This window comes from Acidiphilium acidophilum (assembly GCF_033842475.1).
GTDB classification, from domain to species: domain Bacteria; phylum Pseudomonadota; class Alphaproteobacteria; order Acetobacterales; family Acetobacteraceae; genus Acidiphilium; species Acidiphilium acidophilum.
Genome location: NZ_JAWXYB010000018.1, coordinates 1,749,969 through 1,764,573 on the forward strand (window position 1 = coordinate 1,749,969; position 14,605 = coordinate 1,764,573).

At 56.3% G+C, this 14,605-nt stretch carries 16 protein-coding genes; 6 read left to right on the forward strand and 10 right to left on the reverse strand.

The features are described 5' to 3' along the window. Positions 1-37 precede the first annotated feature (37 nt). From SIL87_RS10970 to hisI, 4 genes are all read left to right on the forward strand, one after another. A complete protein-coding gene (locus SIL87_RS10970; RefSeq protein WP_319615955.1) occupies positions 38-916 on the forward strand; it encodes a helix-turn-helix domain-containing protein in 879 nt (292 codons plus the stop codon). Between the two features lie 127 nt (positions 917-1,043). Continuing rightward, the gene (gene sseA / locus SIL87_RS10975) at positions 1,044-1,886 is read left to right on the forward strand and encodes a 3-mercaptopyruvate sulfurtransferase (RefSeq protein WP_319614227.1); all 843 of its coding nucleotides are present in this window, start codon (positions 1,044-1,046) and stop codon (positions 1,884-1,886) included. Continuing rightward, positions 1,883-3,139, forward strand: a complete 1,257-nt coding sequence (gene metC, locus SIL87_RS10980; protein ID WP_319614228.1) for a cystathionine beta-lyase — start codon at positions 1,883-1,885, stop codon at positions 3,137-3,139. The genes sseA and metC overlap by 4 nt, the downstream gene beginning before the upstream one ends. Next, entirely contained in the window at positions 3,136-3,480 is a 345-nt protein-coding gene (gene hisI, locus SIL87_RS10985; RefSeq protein ID WP_405055228.1) for a phosphoribosyl-AMP cyclohydrolase, read from the forward strand. The genes metC and hisI overlap by 4 nt, the downstream gene beginning before the upstream one ends. On the opposite strand, the gene SIL87_RS10990 is transcribed toward hisI, so the two are convergent. The 9 genes from SIL87_RS10990 to SIL87_RS11030 form a co-directional block, all read right to left on the reverse strand. Next, positions 3,477-3,848 (reverse strand): HesB/IscA family protein, encoded by a 372-nt coding sequence (locus SIL87_RS10990; RefSeq protein ID WP_319614229.1) that lies wholly within the window; start codon positions 3,846-3,848, stop codon positions 3,477-3,479. The genes hisI and SIL87_RS10990 overlap by 4 nt on opposite strands. 11 nt (positions 3,849-3,859) lie before the next feature. After that, positions 3,860-4,225: an SUF system Fe-S cluster assembly protein gene (locus tag SIL87_RS10995; RefSeq protein ID WP_319614230.1), complete on the reverse strand. Its 366-nt coding sequence runs from the start codon at positions 4,223-4,225 to the stop codon at positions 3,860-3,862. After that, a complete protein-coding gene (sufU, locus tag SIL87_RS11000) occupies positions 4,218-4,664 on the reverse strand; it encodes a Fe-S cluster assembly sulfur transfer protein SufU (protein ID WP_319614231.1) in 447 nt (148 codons plus the stop codon). The genes SIL87_RS10995 and sufU overlap by 8 nt, the downstream gene beginning before the upstream one ends. Continuing rightward, a complete protein-coding gene (locus tag SIL87_RS11005) occupies positions 4,661-5,908 on the reverse strand; it encodes an aminotransferase class V-fold PLP-dependent enzyme (protein ID WP_319614232.1) in 1,248 nt (415 codons plus the stop codon). The genes sufU and SIL87_RS11005 overlap by 4 nt, the downstream gene beginning before the upstream one ends. Next, entirely contained in the window at positions 5,908-7,119 is a 1,212-nt protein-coding gene (gene sufD, locus SIL87_RS11010) for a Fe-S cluster assembly protein SufD (RefSeq protein WP_319614233.1), read from the reverse strand. Before sufD ends, SIL87_RS11005 begins: the two co-directional genes overlap by 1 nt. Beyond that, complete coding sequence (gene sufC / locus SIL87_RS11015) at positions 7,116-7,859, reverse strand: Fe-S cluster assembly ATPase SufC (RefSeq protein ID WP_319614234.1); 744 nt, start codon at positions 7,857-7,859, stop codon at positions 7,116-7,118. The genes sufD and sufC overlap by 4 nt, the downstream gene beginning before the upstream one ends. 10 nt (positions 7,860-7,869) lie before the next feature. Then, positions 7,870-9,321, reverse strand: coding sequence for a Fe-S cluster assembly protein SufB (gene sufB, locus SIL87_RS11020; RefSeq protein WP_319614235.1), 1,452 nt, complete (start codon positions 9,319-9,321; stop codon positions 7,870-7,872). A 9-nt stretch (positions 9,322-9,330) separates the two neighbouring features. Beyond that, complete coding sequence (locus SIL87_RS11025; RefSeq protein WP_319614236.1) at positions 9,331-9,801, reverse strand: SUF system Fe-S cluster assembly regulator; 471 nt, start codon at positions 9,799-9,801, stop codon at positions 9,331-9,333. An 84-nt stretch (positions 9,802-9,885) separates the two neighbouring features. Then, positions 9,886-10,530 carry an HAD family hydrolase gene (locus tag SIL87_RS11030; RefSeq protein ID WP_319615956.1) on the reverse strand — a complete coding sequence of 215 codons (645 nt, stop codon included), beginning with the start codon at positions 10,528-10,530 and terminating at the stop codon, positions 9,886-9,888. An 83-nt stretch (positions 10,531-10,613) separates the two neighbouring features. Between SIL87_RS11030 and glmU the strand changes: the two genes are divergently transcribed. Together glmU and glmS are read left to right on the forward strand one after the other, a co-directional pair. Beyond that, complete coding sequence (glmU, locus tag SIL87_RS11035) at positions 10,614-11,924, forward strand: bifunctional UDP-N-acetylglucosamine diphosphorylase/glucosamine-1-phosphate N-acetyltransferase GlmU (RefSeq protein ID WP_319614237.1); 1,311 nt, start codon at positions 10,614-10,616, stop codon at positions 11,922-11,924. After that, on the forward strand, positions 11,924-13,747 hold the full coding sequence (gene glmS, locus SIL87_RS11040) for a glutamine--fructose-6-phosphate transaminase (isomerizing) (RefSeq protein WP_319614238.1): 1,824 nt from the start codon (positions 11,924-11,926) through the stop codon (positions 13,745-13,747). Before glmU ends, glmS begins: the two co-directional genes overlap by 1 nt. A gap of 63 nt (positions 13,748-13,810) precedes the next feature. Here glmS and SIL87_RS11045 read toward each other — a convergent pair whose 3' ends face one another. After that, on the reverse strand, positions 13,811-14,581 hold the full coding sequence (locus SIL87_RS11045) for a Bax inhibitor-1/YccA family protein (protein ID WP_319614239.1): 771 nt from the start codon (positions 14,579-14,581) through the stop codon (positions 13,811-13,813). Positions 14,582-14,605 lie beyond the last annotated feature (24 nt).

The window sequence follows — 14,605 nt, forward strand, 5'->3', positions numbered from 1 at the left end:
CGGGGTACGGCCCGGTTTCACTTGGGGGACTAAAATGATGCATTTCAATGAAATAGGCCAGCAGCTTCGGGCCTATCGGATGGAATCCGGACTCAAAGCCGAGGAAATTGCCGCGAGGCTTGGCGTATCGCGCGCGGCCCTCTATCGGTACGAGAAGGGTGAGGTCATCAAGCTCGACACCGTCAAGCGCCTTGCTGAACTTCTCAAGATCTCACCTTTGACCCTTTTGGGCATTGGCGTGGAATACTACAGTCGTCCGATCGGATATCTTGAGCGGATTCGCCAGCTCGAGGAAACCGCCGATCAAATCCTCCAGCTTTATGGGCCGGTCTGTTACCTGACGACGTCGGATGAATACGATTCGATCCTTGCGCAAATTTTCGAAGAGCATGCCGAAGCAACCGGGGTCGATCGTGGAATGGCACGGACGGCCGCCGAACAAGTCCTTAGTGCGCTATCCGCACGCAAGAGAATGTTCATCGCGCGCCGTCCTTCGGTAATCGCCATTTTTACGGTTTCAGCGGTTGAGAAATTCCTATCGGAAGGGGTTGCGGGCATCCTGCCGCTTTCGGATAGGCTCAAGGCGCAATGCCGGGATGTGGCTCGTCATGAGGTTGAACGCATGGTTGATCTGATGGAGAGTGAGCCGATCGGGTTGCAGTTCGGCTTGATTGCGGGCGCAGAATTGAACGGGCCGTTCATGCTTCTGAGAACACGGGACCGGGCCTCTCTCGCCATAAACCCATTTCCGACGGACGCGCCTCCCGGTGCACAATGTGGGGTAGCCATGATTACGAGCGCGGAAGATGCGGTCATGACGCACCAGCGTATCGCGGAGGCAACCTGGCGGGAAGCAATCAAGGGGCAGGCCGCCGCCAAGCAGATCAAAGCACTGCTCGCCAAGCAGGCGAACTGATCATTCACTCGTCAGACCGGGCTGCGGTGCTTTCTCTCTGTGAGGAAGCACCGTAGTTAGCGTGTTGGTTCTACTTATGCGCCGCGCGCGGGGAGACAAACATCGCGGCGCGGGCTAATCCTCGGGGATGCACACTTTGATTTCCTCCGATGCTCTTGCGGCTCATCTCGCAGATCCTGGCCTGATCATCTTCGATGCGTCGTTTTACCTCCCGCATGAAAATCGTGATCCTTTGGCTCTGTTCCATCAGAAGCACATCCCCGGAGCGCTCTTCTTCGACATTGATGATGTATCCGATCATCAATCGTCGATTCCGCATATGGCACCGGATCCTGTCACATTCGAGAGAATGATTGGAGACTTCGGTGTATCGAATTCATCCACGATCGTGGCATACGACCAACGTGGATTGTTTTCGGCAGCGCGGGTGTGGTGGCTGTTTCGACTGTTCGGTCATGATCGCGTTCAAGTTTTGGACGGCGGGTTGCCCAAATGGCTGGCGGAGCACCGCCCGATCGAGTCAGGTCACGCGCCCGCAAAACGAGAAGCGCATTTCACCGCAAGGCTGAATCCGGCATTCGTCAGGTCGATCGCTCAGGTCAAGGAAAATCTTGATACACAGAGCGAAATCGTCATCGATGCACGGTCAGCGGATCGGTTCAGCGGTGCCGCTCCCGAACCCCGACCCGGCGTCCGAAGCGGCCATGTTCCCGGAGCCCGATCTCTTCCGTTTGGAGAATTGCTCAATCCTGACGGCACACTGAAATCATCCGACGCGTTGCGCACGATATTCAACGCAATTGGAATCAACGAGACCGTCGCACCGGTAACGATGTGTGGATCGGGCGTCACCGGCACAGTCGTATCGCTCGCTTTAGTACACGCTGGCCTTCCCCCAGGCGCGCTATATGACGGCTCGTGGGCCGAATGGGGTGGCTCACCAGACACTCAAGTGGAAAAATCAGTATGAGTACGAACCGGTTCGAAACGCGCCTCGGATTAAGCGGCCGGCGTCCTGTGAAATCCCACGGCTATGTTAATCCGAAATTGGTCCGCGGTTCGACGGTGCTCTACCCGAATTGTGCCGATCGTCGCGAGATTGGTAAGCGGCGGCTCGAGCAGGCAGAAATCTATGGGCTGTACGGCACCGAGACGCATTTCGCCCTTGAATCGATGATTGCCGAAATCGAAGGTGGAACGCACTGCCAGATCGTTTCGTCCGGGCTGGCAGCTATCACGGTGCCGTTGCTCGCCTATCTCAAGGCAGGTGACCGCATTCTGGTGCCGGATTCTGTCTACGGGCCAACGCGGCGATTTTGCGATGCAACGCTGTCGAAATTCGGCGTAACCACAACCTACTACGATCCGATGATTGTCGAGCGCGATCTCCGCGCCATGCTCACAGCCGAAGCCAAAGTCGTATTCGTTGAAAGCCCAGGTAGTCATACGTTCGAAGTACAGGATGTTCCCATGATCTGCCGCGTCACGCATGACTTCGGCGGCAAGGTGTTCATGGACAATACCTGGGGTATTCGCAACTTCATGCCGTTCAGTCATGGCGTCGATGTATCCATTCAGGCGCTTACCAAATATATCGGCGGTCATTCCGATATCATACTTGGCGCAATTACGGTCGCATCCGAAGAAGACTGGTCCTGGCTTCGGGCAGGGGCGCTCGATCTGGGACAGTATGCCTCGCCGGACGATTGCTGGCTCGCATTGCGCGGCGCGCGAACCCTGAATGTCCGGCTCGACGCTCAGGAAGCCAATGCGCTGCGGATTGCGGAATGGATGTCCACAAGGCCGGAAGTACAAAAAGTACTTCATCCTGCCCTTCCCTCATGCGTCGGTCATGAATTCTGGAAACGCGATTTTTCCGGTTCGTGCGGCCTGTTCGGCGTCGTATTTCAACCGGATTTCGACTATCAGGCCGTCGTCGCCATGGTCGACAGCTTGCAGTTGTTCGGGATTGGTGCCTCTTGGGGCGGGTACGAAAGCCTCGCGCTTCCTACCAGCTTCACCATAACCCGCAGCCGCAATACCGGGGAGTTCGGCGGTGAAATGTTGCGGCTACAAATCGGGCTTGAACACGTCGAAGACTTGATCGATGATCTTGTTGCTGGGCTGGCCGTTTTACGGAGCCAGCAAAGAACGCACGTTGCTTCTGCTCCATGCTTCGCAGATGAAATGCTGGATCTGTACGGCAATGAGCCCAAGATATGAATACTGAGCAAGCCCCCGCATACCGTTTCAATGATTCAGGGCTGATCCCCGTCATTGCCCAGCAATATGATACGGGTGAGGTGCTCATGCTTGCCTGGATGAACGAGGAGGCCATCGCGACCACTCTGCGCACCAACCAAGTTTGCTATTTCAGCCGGAGCCGCAACAAGTTATGGATCAAAGGAGAAAGTTCTGGTCACTTCCAGAAACTGATTGAGCTCCGGCTCGACTGCGATGGTGACACAATATTGGCGCTAGTCGATCAAACTGGCCCCGCTTGTCATACCGGGGCCCACAACTGTTTTTTTAATAATATCACTATCGATAATCATCATTCTTAAACATGAAAACTTTCGCCACAGCCGCAACGCCCCTTCTCGTTGGGATTTTCAAAGGTGAAACCGGATGTAAATTTGTCAGATTTATAATCCATCACCGTTCCAATCAGGAATAGCGTCGCTTTGCGATCAATCAGCACGGTAATACCTTGTTCGGTTACACTTTCATCAGTTGGTGACTTTGTTTCAACCCAATCCATCTGATACGACATTCCGGAGCAGCCCTTGGTGTTGATGCCGATACGGAGCATCTTCCCGGCTTCGCCCCGCGTATAGAGACTTTGAAGTCGCTCGACGGCAGCTTCCGTAAGTCGCATGAGAGGCGGGAGCGTCCGTGATATCGCTCGATCGGGCGTATTGGTCGTGCTCATGGCTATCTCCGTCAAAACATGTTGACTGCAAGGCGGGCTTCGTCGCTCATACGCGACATATCCCAGGGCGGATCCCAGACTGTCTCGACCTGAACTTCTGTGACACCGGGAATTGCACCCACTGCAAGGCGCACCGCCTCGGGCAGTTCCTGAGCGCTGGGACATGCCGGCGCGGTCAAAGTCATCTCGACCTTGACAGTCCCTGCCTCGATTTCGATCGCGTAAATCAGGCCCAGCTCGAAAATGTTAACCGGAATTTCCGGATCGTAGACCGTCGCAATCGCGGCAATCACTGCATCCTCAGTCGGCGGCGCAACATTTTCTCCCTCAGGGGTCCATGTCGAAACCGGCTCTGTCTGCGTGTTATATTCATTCATGATAAAGGTCCGTCTTCTGGCTCAGGGCAATGCGTAGAGCTTGCCAAGGGAGCATGGCGCAACGATGGCGTGACCGATAAAGATGAACGCCAGAAAAGGCGCGCAATTTTGCGAATGACGATTGCTCGGGCGCACTACCCGTCAATATCATCGAGTCGAACTGGTCGGCGAGATCGAAAGCGGCCGCGGGCTCAAAATCGATCACCGCATCTGCCATCAGATCAGCTGCGGCTATACAAATTGCGCATCCTCGGGTTTCATGCATCAGCGCTCCAACGCGGGTCCCATCGTATCGGAGCCGCAACATGACCCGATCGCCGCACATAGGATTATCGCCTTGCGCTTCGGCATCGAACGGCTCCAACCGACCTGTGTGGCAAGGATTGCGCGCACGATCCATGATGAGATCCTGATAAAGATCGTCGGAAGTCGCAGTCATTGCCCGAAAACCTGCTGAACACGTCGCAGACCGGTTGCCAAAGCATCAATCTCGCTCGTCGTCGTATAAACGCCAAACGACGCACGGGTCGTACTTTCCAGGCCCAAACGTCGGACCAGGGGTTCGGCGCAATGAAATCCGGCCCGAACCGCAATGCCCTGTTTGTCGAGCAGCGTTGCGACATCATGTGAGTGGATACCCTCCACAGTGAATGATACAACGCCTCCCCGGTCCTGCGCATGACCAATGGCTTGTACGCCTTTAAGCGCTGCCAGAGTTGCCATCGCATGGTCGGTGAGCAATCGTTCATGCGCTGAAATCGCTTCGAACCCGATCGCACTAACGTAATCGATAGCCGCACCCAGTCCAATCGCTTCAATGATCGCGGGGGTGCCCGCCTCGAACCGATACGGCGGCTCTGCCCATGTCGAGCCTGCGTAGCTCACGCTGCGGATCATTTCGCCGCCACCCATGAACGGCGGCATCTGATCCAGCAACTCACGCCGTCCATACAGCACGCCGATTCCGGTTGGACCGTAGAGCTTATGGCCGGAGAATACGTAAAAATCCGCGTCGATTGCTTTGACGTCCACAGCACGATGAACCACGGCTTGTGCGCCATCAATGAGGATCTTCGCGCCATGTGCGTGGGCAAACTCAGCCAGTCGTTCGACCGGAGTATAAGTCCCGAGCACATTCGACATATGCGTAACCGCAAGAAGTTTCACTTTGCCGTCTGAAAATTGCCGTTCCAGATCGGTGAAATCAATTTCCCCGGCATCGGTAATTTTCACGACCCGAAGTTCCGGCCCCTGCTGATCACGCAACATCTGCCACGGCACAAGGTTGGCATGGTGCTCCATTTCGCTGACAACAACAGCACTGCCAGGCCCGAGTGTCTTTCGGCCAAAGGTCTGTGCAACAAGGTTGATACCTTCCGTCGCATTACGGACGAAAACGATCTCGTTGCGGTCCGCATTCAGGAAGTGTGCCACCTTGTCGCGCGCTGCCTCGAAATCATCGGAGCATCGTTCGCTCATCCAGTGCAGACCGCGATGGACGTTGGCGTAACGTGATTCCATCGTGCTTACCATCGCATCGATCACTACCTTCGGCTTCTGCGCCGAAGCGGCACTATCCAAAAACACCAGATCCCGACCGTAAACCTTCTGGGCAAGGATCGGAAAATCAGCCCTGATCCGGTCCACATCGAAGCTCATCTCGCGAAGTACAGCGGTGCTCATTACAATTTGTTCCGATGCCACCATTCCGTAATAGCCGTCTCAAACACCTCGCGAGCCGCATGATCTGTCACCGGTTCAAGGGCTTCGTCCAGAAAGGCACGTATCAATATCGCGCGCGCCTCTGCTTCAGGAATTCCTCGGCTTCGGAGATAGAACAATTGCTCGGGATCAAGCGCGCCGATGGTCGCCCCATGGCTGCACTTCACGTCATCGGCAAAAATTTCAAGTTCCGGCTTACAGTCGATTTCTGCGTCTGGCGAAAGCAGCAACGCCTGATTCATCTGATATCCGTCTGTCTTCTGGGCGACACGATCGACTTCAATTCGTCCCTGAAAGACACCGCGCGCCGCACCGGCCAAAACGGATTTCACTGTCTGACGAGATGAGCAGTTCGGGGCGTGGTGGGCAACAACAGTAGTAATATCACCATGCTGCACGCCCGAAAGCAATTGCGCAGCGTTAAGATGAACATCGGCGTTTGGCCCCCTAAGGCTTGCGTGAATCTCGTTACGGCCGAGTTTAGCGCCGCAGGTGAGCGTAAATGCTTCATATTGCGCCCGAGTTCCAATATCGACGAGAATCGTGGTCACGTGTACCGCGTCGATCGATTCATTCTGCAGTCGATAGTGTTTCAGCACCGCTCCTGCCGCCAGCTCGATTTCGATGACCGGATTGTGCAGATAAACGCCACGTCCCTGGGCGATTTCCACGATGGTCAGCTTGGCATCGGCTTGCAGAACAATGCGATGCCGCGGTGAAATCACGCTGTCGTAAGTCGCATCGGCCACCGAGACCAGACAGACGACGCCGGCGTCGCTTCCTTCGGCAATTTCGAACGCCGCCCCCTCAGTCGCAATTGCAGAGTTGAGAGCCACCATCGGCAGTATTGCGCTGCCACACGGACCAGGTTCAAACGCCCGTAGCGTCACGAACGGCAAAGAATGCGACAGCCCTTCGACATACCGACCGTTGACAAAGACAAGCCGAGGCCCTGTAGTCTCTGGAACAAGAGATGCAGCATCCGGAGGCGGTGCCGGCAGCGCCAGGTCGAGTGTCCGAAGCCGGGCGTTGAGATCCGTGAAGTGCCACGCCTCGTTTCGCCGCGTCGGCCACCCTTGAGATCGAATCAACGATGCCGCCGCCTCCCGATGGACCGAGCCACCGACCAGAGATGCAACGTCCGAACGATCGAAAAAAGTATCGACGGTCATGCCGCCTCCAGCCCCGCATACCCATGAGCTTCGAGCTCAAGCGCGAGATCGGCACCGCCGCTGCGAACGATTTTCCCTCCCGCCAGCACATGGACGCGATCGGGTACGATGTGATCGAGCAGCCGCTGATAATGGGTGATCACCAAGGCCGAAAAATTCGGCCCGCGAAGCGCGTTAACGCCGTCCGACACAATTTTCAATGCATCGATATCGAGGCCGGAATCGGTTTCATCCAATAACGCCAGCGACGGCTTCAACAAGGCCATCTGAAGAATTTCATTGCGTTTCTTTTCGCCACCCGAAAAGCCGACATTTACATTTCGCTTGAGCATATCATCCGGCATTTTGAGCGCCTTGATCGCGATGCGCGCCTCTTTCAGAAATGCGACGGCATCGAGTTCGGGTTCTCCGCGCGCTCGCCGCACTGCGTTCAAGGCTGTCCGGATGAAATTGGCATTACCAACGCCCGGAAGTTCCACCGGATATTGGAACGCAAGAAATACACCCGACGCTGCACGTGCTTCCGGTTCCATCGCCAGCAGGTCATGGCCATCGAACGTTACACTTCCGCCAGTCACCTGATAGCCGTCGCGCCCCGACAGAACGTAAGACAAAGTGGATTTTCCGGCTCCGTTTGGCCCCATAATCGCGTGGATCTCGCCGTTTGGAACGGCAAGGTCGATTCCCCGCAGAATTTCCTTGCCCTCGATTTCCGCCGTGAGCCCTTTGATTTCAAGCATAATTCAATCCTTAACCAACTGAGCCTTCAAGAGAGACTGCGAGAAGCTTTTGCGCTTCGACGGCGAATTCCATTGGCAGTTCCTTCAGTACATCGCGGCAAAATCCGTTGACAAGCAGGCCCACGGCATCCTCTTCCGTCAAGCCGCGAGAACGGCAGTAGAACAACTGATCATCGGCGATCTTCGAGGTTGTCGCTTCGTGCTCGACTTTCGCGCTCTGATTGCGGCTTTCGATATATGGCACCGTATGTGCGCCGCATTGATCGCCGATCAAAAGCGAGTCACATTGTGTGAAATTACGCGCACCGTGTGCTTTGGGCATAATGCGCACGAGGCCACGATAGGTATTGTTGGAGTGCCCCGCCGAAATGCCCTTGGAGATAATTGTGCTCGTTGTATTCGGCGCCAGATGTATCATCTTGGTGCCGGTATCTGCCTGTTGATAATTATTCGTCAGCGCGACAGAGTAAAACTCGCCCGATGAACCTTCGCCCTGAAGAATGCACGAAGGATATTTCCAGGTAATTGCCGATCCGGTTTCGACCTGCGTCCAAGAGATCTTGGATTTACGCCCCCGGCACGCGCCACGCTTGGTAACAAAATTATAAATGCCGCCGCGTCCCTGCGCGTCGCCGGGATACCAATTTTGCACGGTGGAGTATTTTATCGAGGCTTCGTCCAATGCCACCAGCTCGACAACCGCCGCATGAAGCTGATTTTCATCGCGCATCGGTGCCGTGCAGCCTTCGAGGTAGGAGACGCTTGCCCCCTCCTCGGCAATGATCAACGTGCGCTCAAACTGGCCGGTATTCCGAGCATTAATTCGAAAATAGGTCGAAAGCTCCATCGGACACCGCACACCACGCGGAATGAAGACGAAACTGCCGTCCGAAAAAACCGCACTGTTCAATGCGGCGAAATAATTGTCGCCTGCCGGCACGACGCTGCCGAGGTATTTTCTTACCAGCTCCGGATGTTCGCGAACGGCCTCACTGATCGATCCGAAAATAACTCCGACCTTGGACAGGCTTTCCCGGAACGTCGTTGCGACCGAGACGCTGTCGAACACAGCGTCGACCGCAACGCCCGCAAGAGCCGCACGCTCATTCAGCGGAATGCCGAGTTTATCGTACATCGAGATCAATTCGGGATCGACATCTGCAAGCGACTTCGGTGCCTCACGCTTAGGCGCCGCGTAATAATGCAGGTCCTGGTATTCAATCCGCGGATGCCGGATCCGAGCCCAATTCGGCTCCTCCATCTCCAGCCACGCCCGATACGATTTCAACCGCCATTCAAGCAACCAGACAGGTTCCTGCTTTTTGGCCGAAATGAGACGGACGATATCCTCGTTAAGACCCTTCGGTGCGAACTCCATCTCGATATTCGTCTCGAAACCGAACTTATATCCGCCGGTGGATAGACGATCGATCGTTTCAAGCGTTTCAGTAACTGCGGCCATAGGGATCCTCTATTCGACGGTGGTGGGGATATACGATTCAGGAGTGGGCAAATGATCGAACCGTAACCCTTTCGGTATGGCCTCACGCTGCATGTCGGCCAGTGTGATAGCGTTTAACGCCTCGCTGATCGCATCGTTGACGACGCCCCAACGACCGGCCATCGGGCAGAGCGATTGGCTCTCACAATTGCCCACGGCACCTTCGACGCATGCCGTCAAAGCAATGGGACCATCAATCGCGAGGATCACGTCGGCTACGGGAATGGCATCGAGAGATTTGCGCAACCTGTAGCCGCCATGGGCACCGCGCTGGGACGCTACCAGACCGAATTGTGCCAAGCCCTTGAGCACCTTAGCGACTGTAGGCTCAGGAATTCCGGTGGAAGCCGCAATACCCGGCGCGGTTTCGACCTTGTCCGATCGTGACAACCGCACCAGCACGACAACCGCATAATCTGTAAGGCGAGATAATCTCAACATGACCCACTCGATTTCGGACCAAAGCAGTCCTGTATCAGAAATGGGCCATTAGCCGCCAGCCGTCAAGGTCTCGGCTCTGACGTTTCAGCCAAGGAGTCGATCGACCAGAGCCGGCAGTTGAGCCGCTTGATCCACGCGCGTCATGGCATCGGTTCGGCCGTAGCCCCAGGTCACGAATATCGCCTCCACCCGCAATCCGGCGGCAGTCTTCATATCGTTGATGTGATCTCCGACCATCACCGCGTCGGTCGTTGTCACATCGAGGGCGTTCAATACAGCTTGAAGATGACGGGGGTCGGGCTTGCGGTAAGGTGTCGCGTCCCCACCGATCACAACGTCGAAAAACGCCTCAAGATCAAGCGCTGCCAAAACTTTCCGCGCTGAGACCTCCGGTTTGTTCGTGCAGACGGCGAGTCGATAGCCGCTGTCTCGCAACGCAGTCAGCGCCGCGGGAATCCCGGGAAAAGGTTCGGTCAGATCGGTGACGTGAGCCTCATAGTCCGCCAGGAAAATCGCCTCGTCCTCATCGGTCGGCGACAGCCCGCATGCTGCGTAACCTTTCTGCAGCAGTACTTTCGCGCCGTCACCCACCATCGGTGCGACGTCGGATTGCACGATCGGTCCTTGACCATGGCGCGCCAGAGAACGGTTCAACGCTCCCGCCAAATCCGGCAGACTATCGATCAGCGTGCCGTCCAGATCGAATACCACAGCCTTGGCCAAGTTCATCTCCATTCGAACGAAATACTCCGACACGCGATGTTACGGACGCCCCTTTGACATAAACCGTTCACCGAGGCTACCGCTCTTACATGGATAAAGTTGCTGTGATCCTCGCCGCCGGTCTTGGGACGAGGATGAAATCGAATCTGCCCAAAGTCCTTCATCCTTTGGCCGGACGCCCGATGCTGACCCATCTGATCGACACTTGTGCCTCGATGTTTACCAGAGTTGTGGTTGTGTCGAGCGGCGATCCGGCGGTAGCGGCGGCAGCAGCGCCACACCAAATAGTCGTTCAGGCAGAGCGCACCGGGACCGCGTCGGCGGCCAAGGCAGCCCTGCCCTATTTCGGAACCGGCCTGGTCACAATCATTTACGGCGACAATCCACTGATCTCCTCCAGGACGTTCGGTCATCTTGCCGCCGCCCTCGGCGATCAGCGATGCAGGCTCGGCATACTGGCAACCCGGCCGCCCGATCCCGGAATGTTCGGACGCGTCGTCGGTGAACATGGACTGGCCGAGCGGATTGTCGAGTTTGTGGATGCGACCCCCGAGGAAAGGAAAATCACCCTTTGCAATGTCGGCGGCTTTACCGGAGCAGCCACCGATATGGCGCGCTGGTTGAGCCTCATCGACAATCGGAATTCGAAGTCGGAGTTTTATCTGACCGATATCGTCTCAATCGCCCGCGATGAGGGTGCGAATGTCGGCATTGTCGAAGCCGAGTGGACGGAATGCCTTGGCATCAATTCGAGGAGCGAACTCGCGCGTGCCGAGAGGGTGCTGCAAAGCAGACTCCGAGAGGCCCTGCTGGACTCGGGCGTAACAATGACCGCGCCTGACACTGTGTTTCTTGCCTGGGACACGAAAATTGAGACCGATGTGGTCATAGAACCGAACGTCGTCATCGGTCCGGGAGTCACGATCGCGGCCGGAACCCGTATTCGGGCTTTCTCCTACCTGGAAGGTTGTGTCGTCAGTCGCGGTGCCGTCATCGGACCTTATGCACGGATCAGGCCGGGCAGTCACATTGGCGAGGATGCCCATGTCGGCAATTTCGTCGAGTTGAAAGCGACTGCGCTGGGCAATGGCGCAAAGGCCAACCATCTCACCTATCTCGGGGATTCCGAGATAGGTGCACATACCAACATCGGCGCTGGCACGATAACCTGCAATTACGATGGAGTGGCGAAACATCGCACCACGATAGGCTCGAATGTCTTCATCGGGTCGGATGTTGCTTTGGTTGCGCCAGTGAGTGTGGGCGACCGCGTGATCGTCGCGGCCGGCAGCGTCATCACCGAGAACATCGATGCAGACTCGATGGCGATTGCAAGAAGCCGCCAGGTTGTCAAACAAGGGCGGGGAATGAAACCGCGACCACTCAAGGATTCGGTCTGATGTGCGGAATTGTTGGTGTCGTTGGCAAGGGGCCGGCGGCCCCGCTTTTGCTGGACGGTTTATCAAGACTCGCTTATCGGGGTTATGACAGCGCCGGGATCGCTACGCTTGTTGATGGGCAAATCGAGCGCCGGCGAGCCGAGGGCAAACTGCATAATCTTGCAACCACGCTGGCCTCGTTCCCTCTCGATGGGACGACGGGTATCAGCCATACCCGCTGGGCTACCCATGGGGCCCCCACTGAGAGCAATGCTCATCCCCACGGAACCAGCCGTGTGGCGGTCGTCCATAACGGGATCATTGAAAATCACGCAGCCTTGCGCGAGGAGCTTGAATCTCAGGGCCAGGTGTTTTCAACCGAAACCGACACTGAAACTGTGGCTCAGCTGCTCGACCTTTATCTCGCGCGCGGGATGTCGCCGGTTGAGGCCGCCGCATCGGCATTTCAACGACTCGAAGGCGCGTATGCGCTGGCGTTGATCTTTGCCGGGCATCCGGATCTGATTATCGGTGCCCAGCGCGGCGCGCCCCTCGCCATCGGTTATGGCGAAGATGAGATGTATCTGGGCTCTGATGCACTTGCGCTGGCGCCTCTCACGCGTCGCATCGCCTACCTCAACGACGGTGACTGGGTGATCGTCTCGCGCACCGGAGCGACATTCCATAATGCTATGAACCAGGCGGTGGAACGCGAGATCAAACTGACCAAGCTGACGGGTGCTGCGATCGGAAAGGGCAATTTTCGGCATTTCATGGAGAAGGAGCTCCACGAGCACCCCATCGTCATCGGCGATACGCTTCATCGGATGATCGATCCGGCCACGCGCTTGCCCGTGCTGCCAGCGCTGGACCTAGATTTGAACACCATATCCAGAATTTGCATTTCAGCATGCGGGTCAGCCTTTTATGCTGGTCTCACCGCACGTTATTGGATCGAGGAGTATGCCCGGATCGCGGTGGATGCTGACGTGGCCAGTGAATTTCGCTATCGGGAACCACCACTTCACTCGGATGAACTAGGCATCGTCGTCAGTCAATCAGGTGAAACCGCCGATACAATGGCGGCGCTTCGCTATATCAGGACTCAGGGCTGCAAGGTCATGTCTGTGGTCAACGTGCCGGAGAGTACGATGGCGCGCGAAAGCGACCTCATCCTCGAGACGATAGCAGGTCCCGAGATCAGTGTGGCCAGCACCAAAGCCTTCACCGCCCAGCTCACGGTGCTTGCGGGGTTTGCTTTGGCTTTAGCTCATGCGCGAGGGACATTATCCCGTGACCGCATTGAAGCCCTGGTCGCCGCCCTCATGGAACTGCCCGCCAAGGCAGCGCAGATCCTTAACGAGGAGGATGAAATTCGCCGACTTGCCACGCAAATCCAGGATGCGAGGGACGTCTTGTTTTTCGGCCGCGGATCGATGATGCCGATCGCGCTGGAAGGCGCTCTGAAACTGAAGGAACTCAGCTATATCCATGCCGAGGGCTATCCTGCGGGCGAGATGAAGCATGGCCCGATCGCACTGATCGACGCAAGTGTACCAGTCATCGCGGTTGTTCCATCGGGACCGCTTTTTGAAAAAACTGCCTCCAATCTTCAGGAAGCCGCGGCACGCGGAGGCCGGATCATTGTTCTGAGCGATTCCGAAGGAGCTAAAAAGCTTGCCGGCATCGCTTCGGAAGTCGTGATTCTTCCCGATTGTGATCCGTTCGTGGCGCCGATCCTATATGCAATCCCGGTGCAGATGCTTGCTTACCAGGTTGCCATCCTCAAGGGAACCGATGTTGATCAGCCCCGCAATCTCGCTAAGTCAGTGACGGTTGAATAGAGAAAGCAACAAAAAAGCCTCCAACTCATAAGTTGGAGGCCTGTTTTGTGGACCGACTACCTATCAGGAACGGCGATTGCCCATGAACTGCAACAGGAACATAAACAGATTTATGAACGTCAAGTAGAGCTGCAATGCGTCATACACACTGCGCTTCGCCGCGACGTCCGCTCCGAACCGGTACCCATATTGCACATAATCGGCCTTGATCCGCTGCGTGTCATAGGCTGCCAGCCCGGTAAAGATCAGGACGCCAATCGCACTGATGGCAAACTGCAGGGCGGATGAATGCAGAAATATGTTGACCACCATGGCAATGAGGAGGCCGATGACTCCCATGATCAGGAAGCTTCCGAACTTCGCCAGATTGGCCTTCGTCGTGTAGCCGTAAACGCTCATCGCCGCGAACGTGCCTGCCGTCACAAAAAACGTCGCGAGGATCGACCGCCCGGTGTAGATCAGGAATATATTCGTTAGGCTCGCTCCCATCACGGCGCAGAACGCCCAGAACAGAGCTTGGGCTTGAGTCGTAGACAGCTTGTTGACCCCGAAACTCATAATCAGCACGAACCCGAGGGGCGCAAAAATGCTGATATACGCAAGAATCCCAGGCTGGCGCACCACGGCACCGCTTGCCGTTGTCACCAACGGATAAAATGCGTCGATCAGACCCGTGTGAGAGATCGCCAACGACACAATGGCCGTCAGAAACAGGCCTGACGCCATCCAGTTGTAAACCCGCAACATATAGGCGCGCAGACCTTCGTCCAAAACGCCCGCGCCGATCGCAGTGCTGGCACCGCGATAGGATCGCATGTCAGGACCAATAGCCATGATTGCTCGTAACTCCAAAAGGGC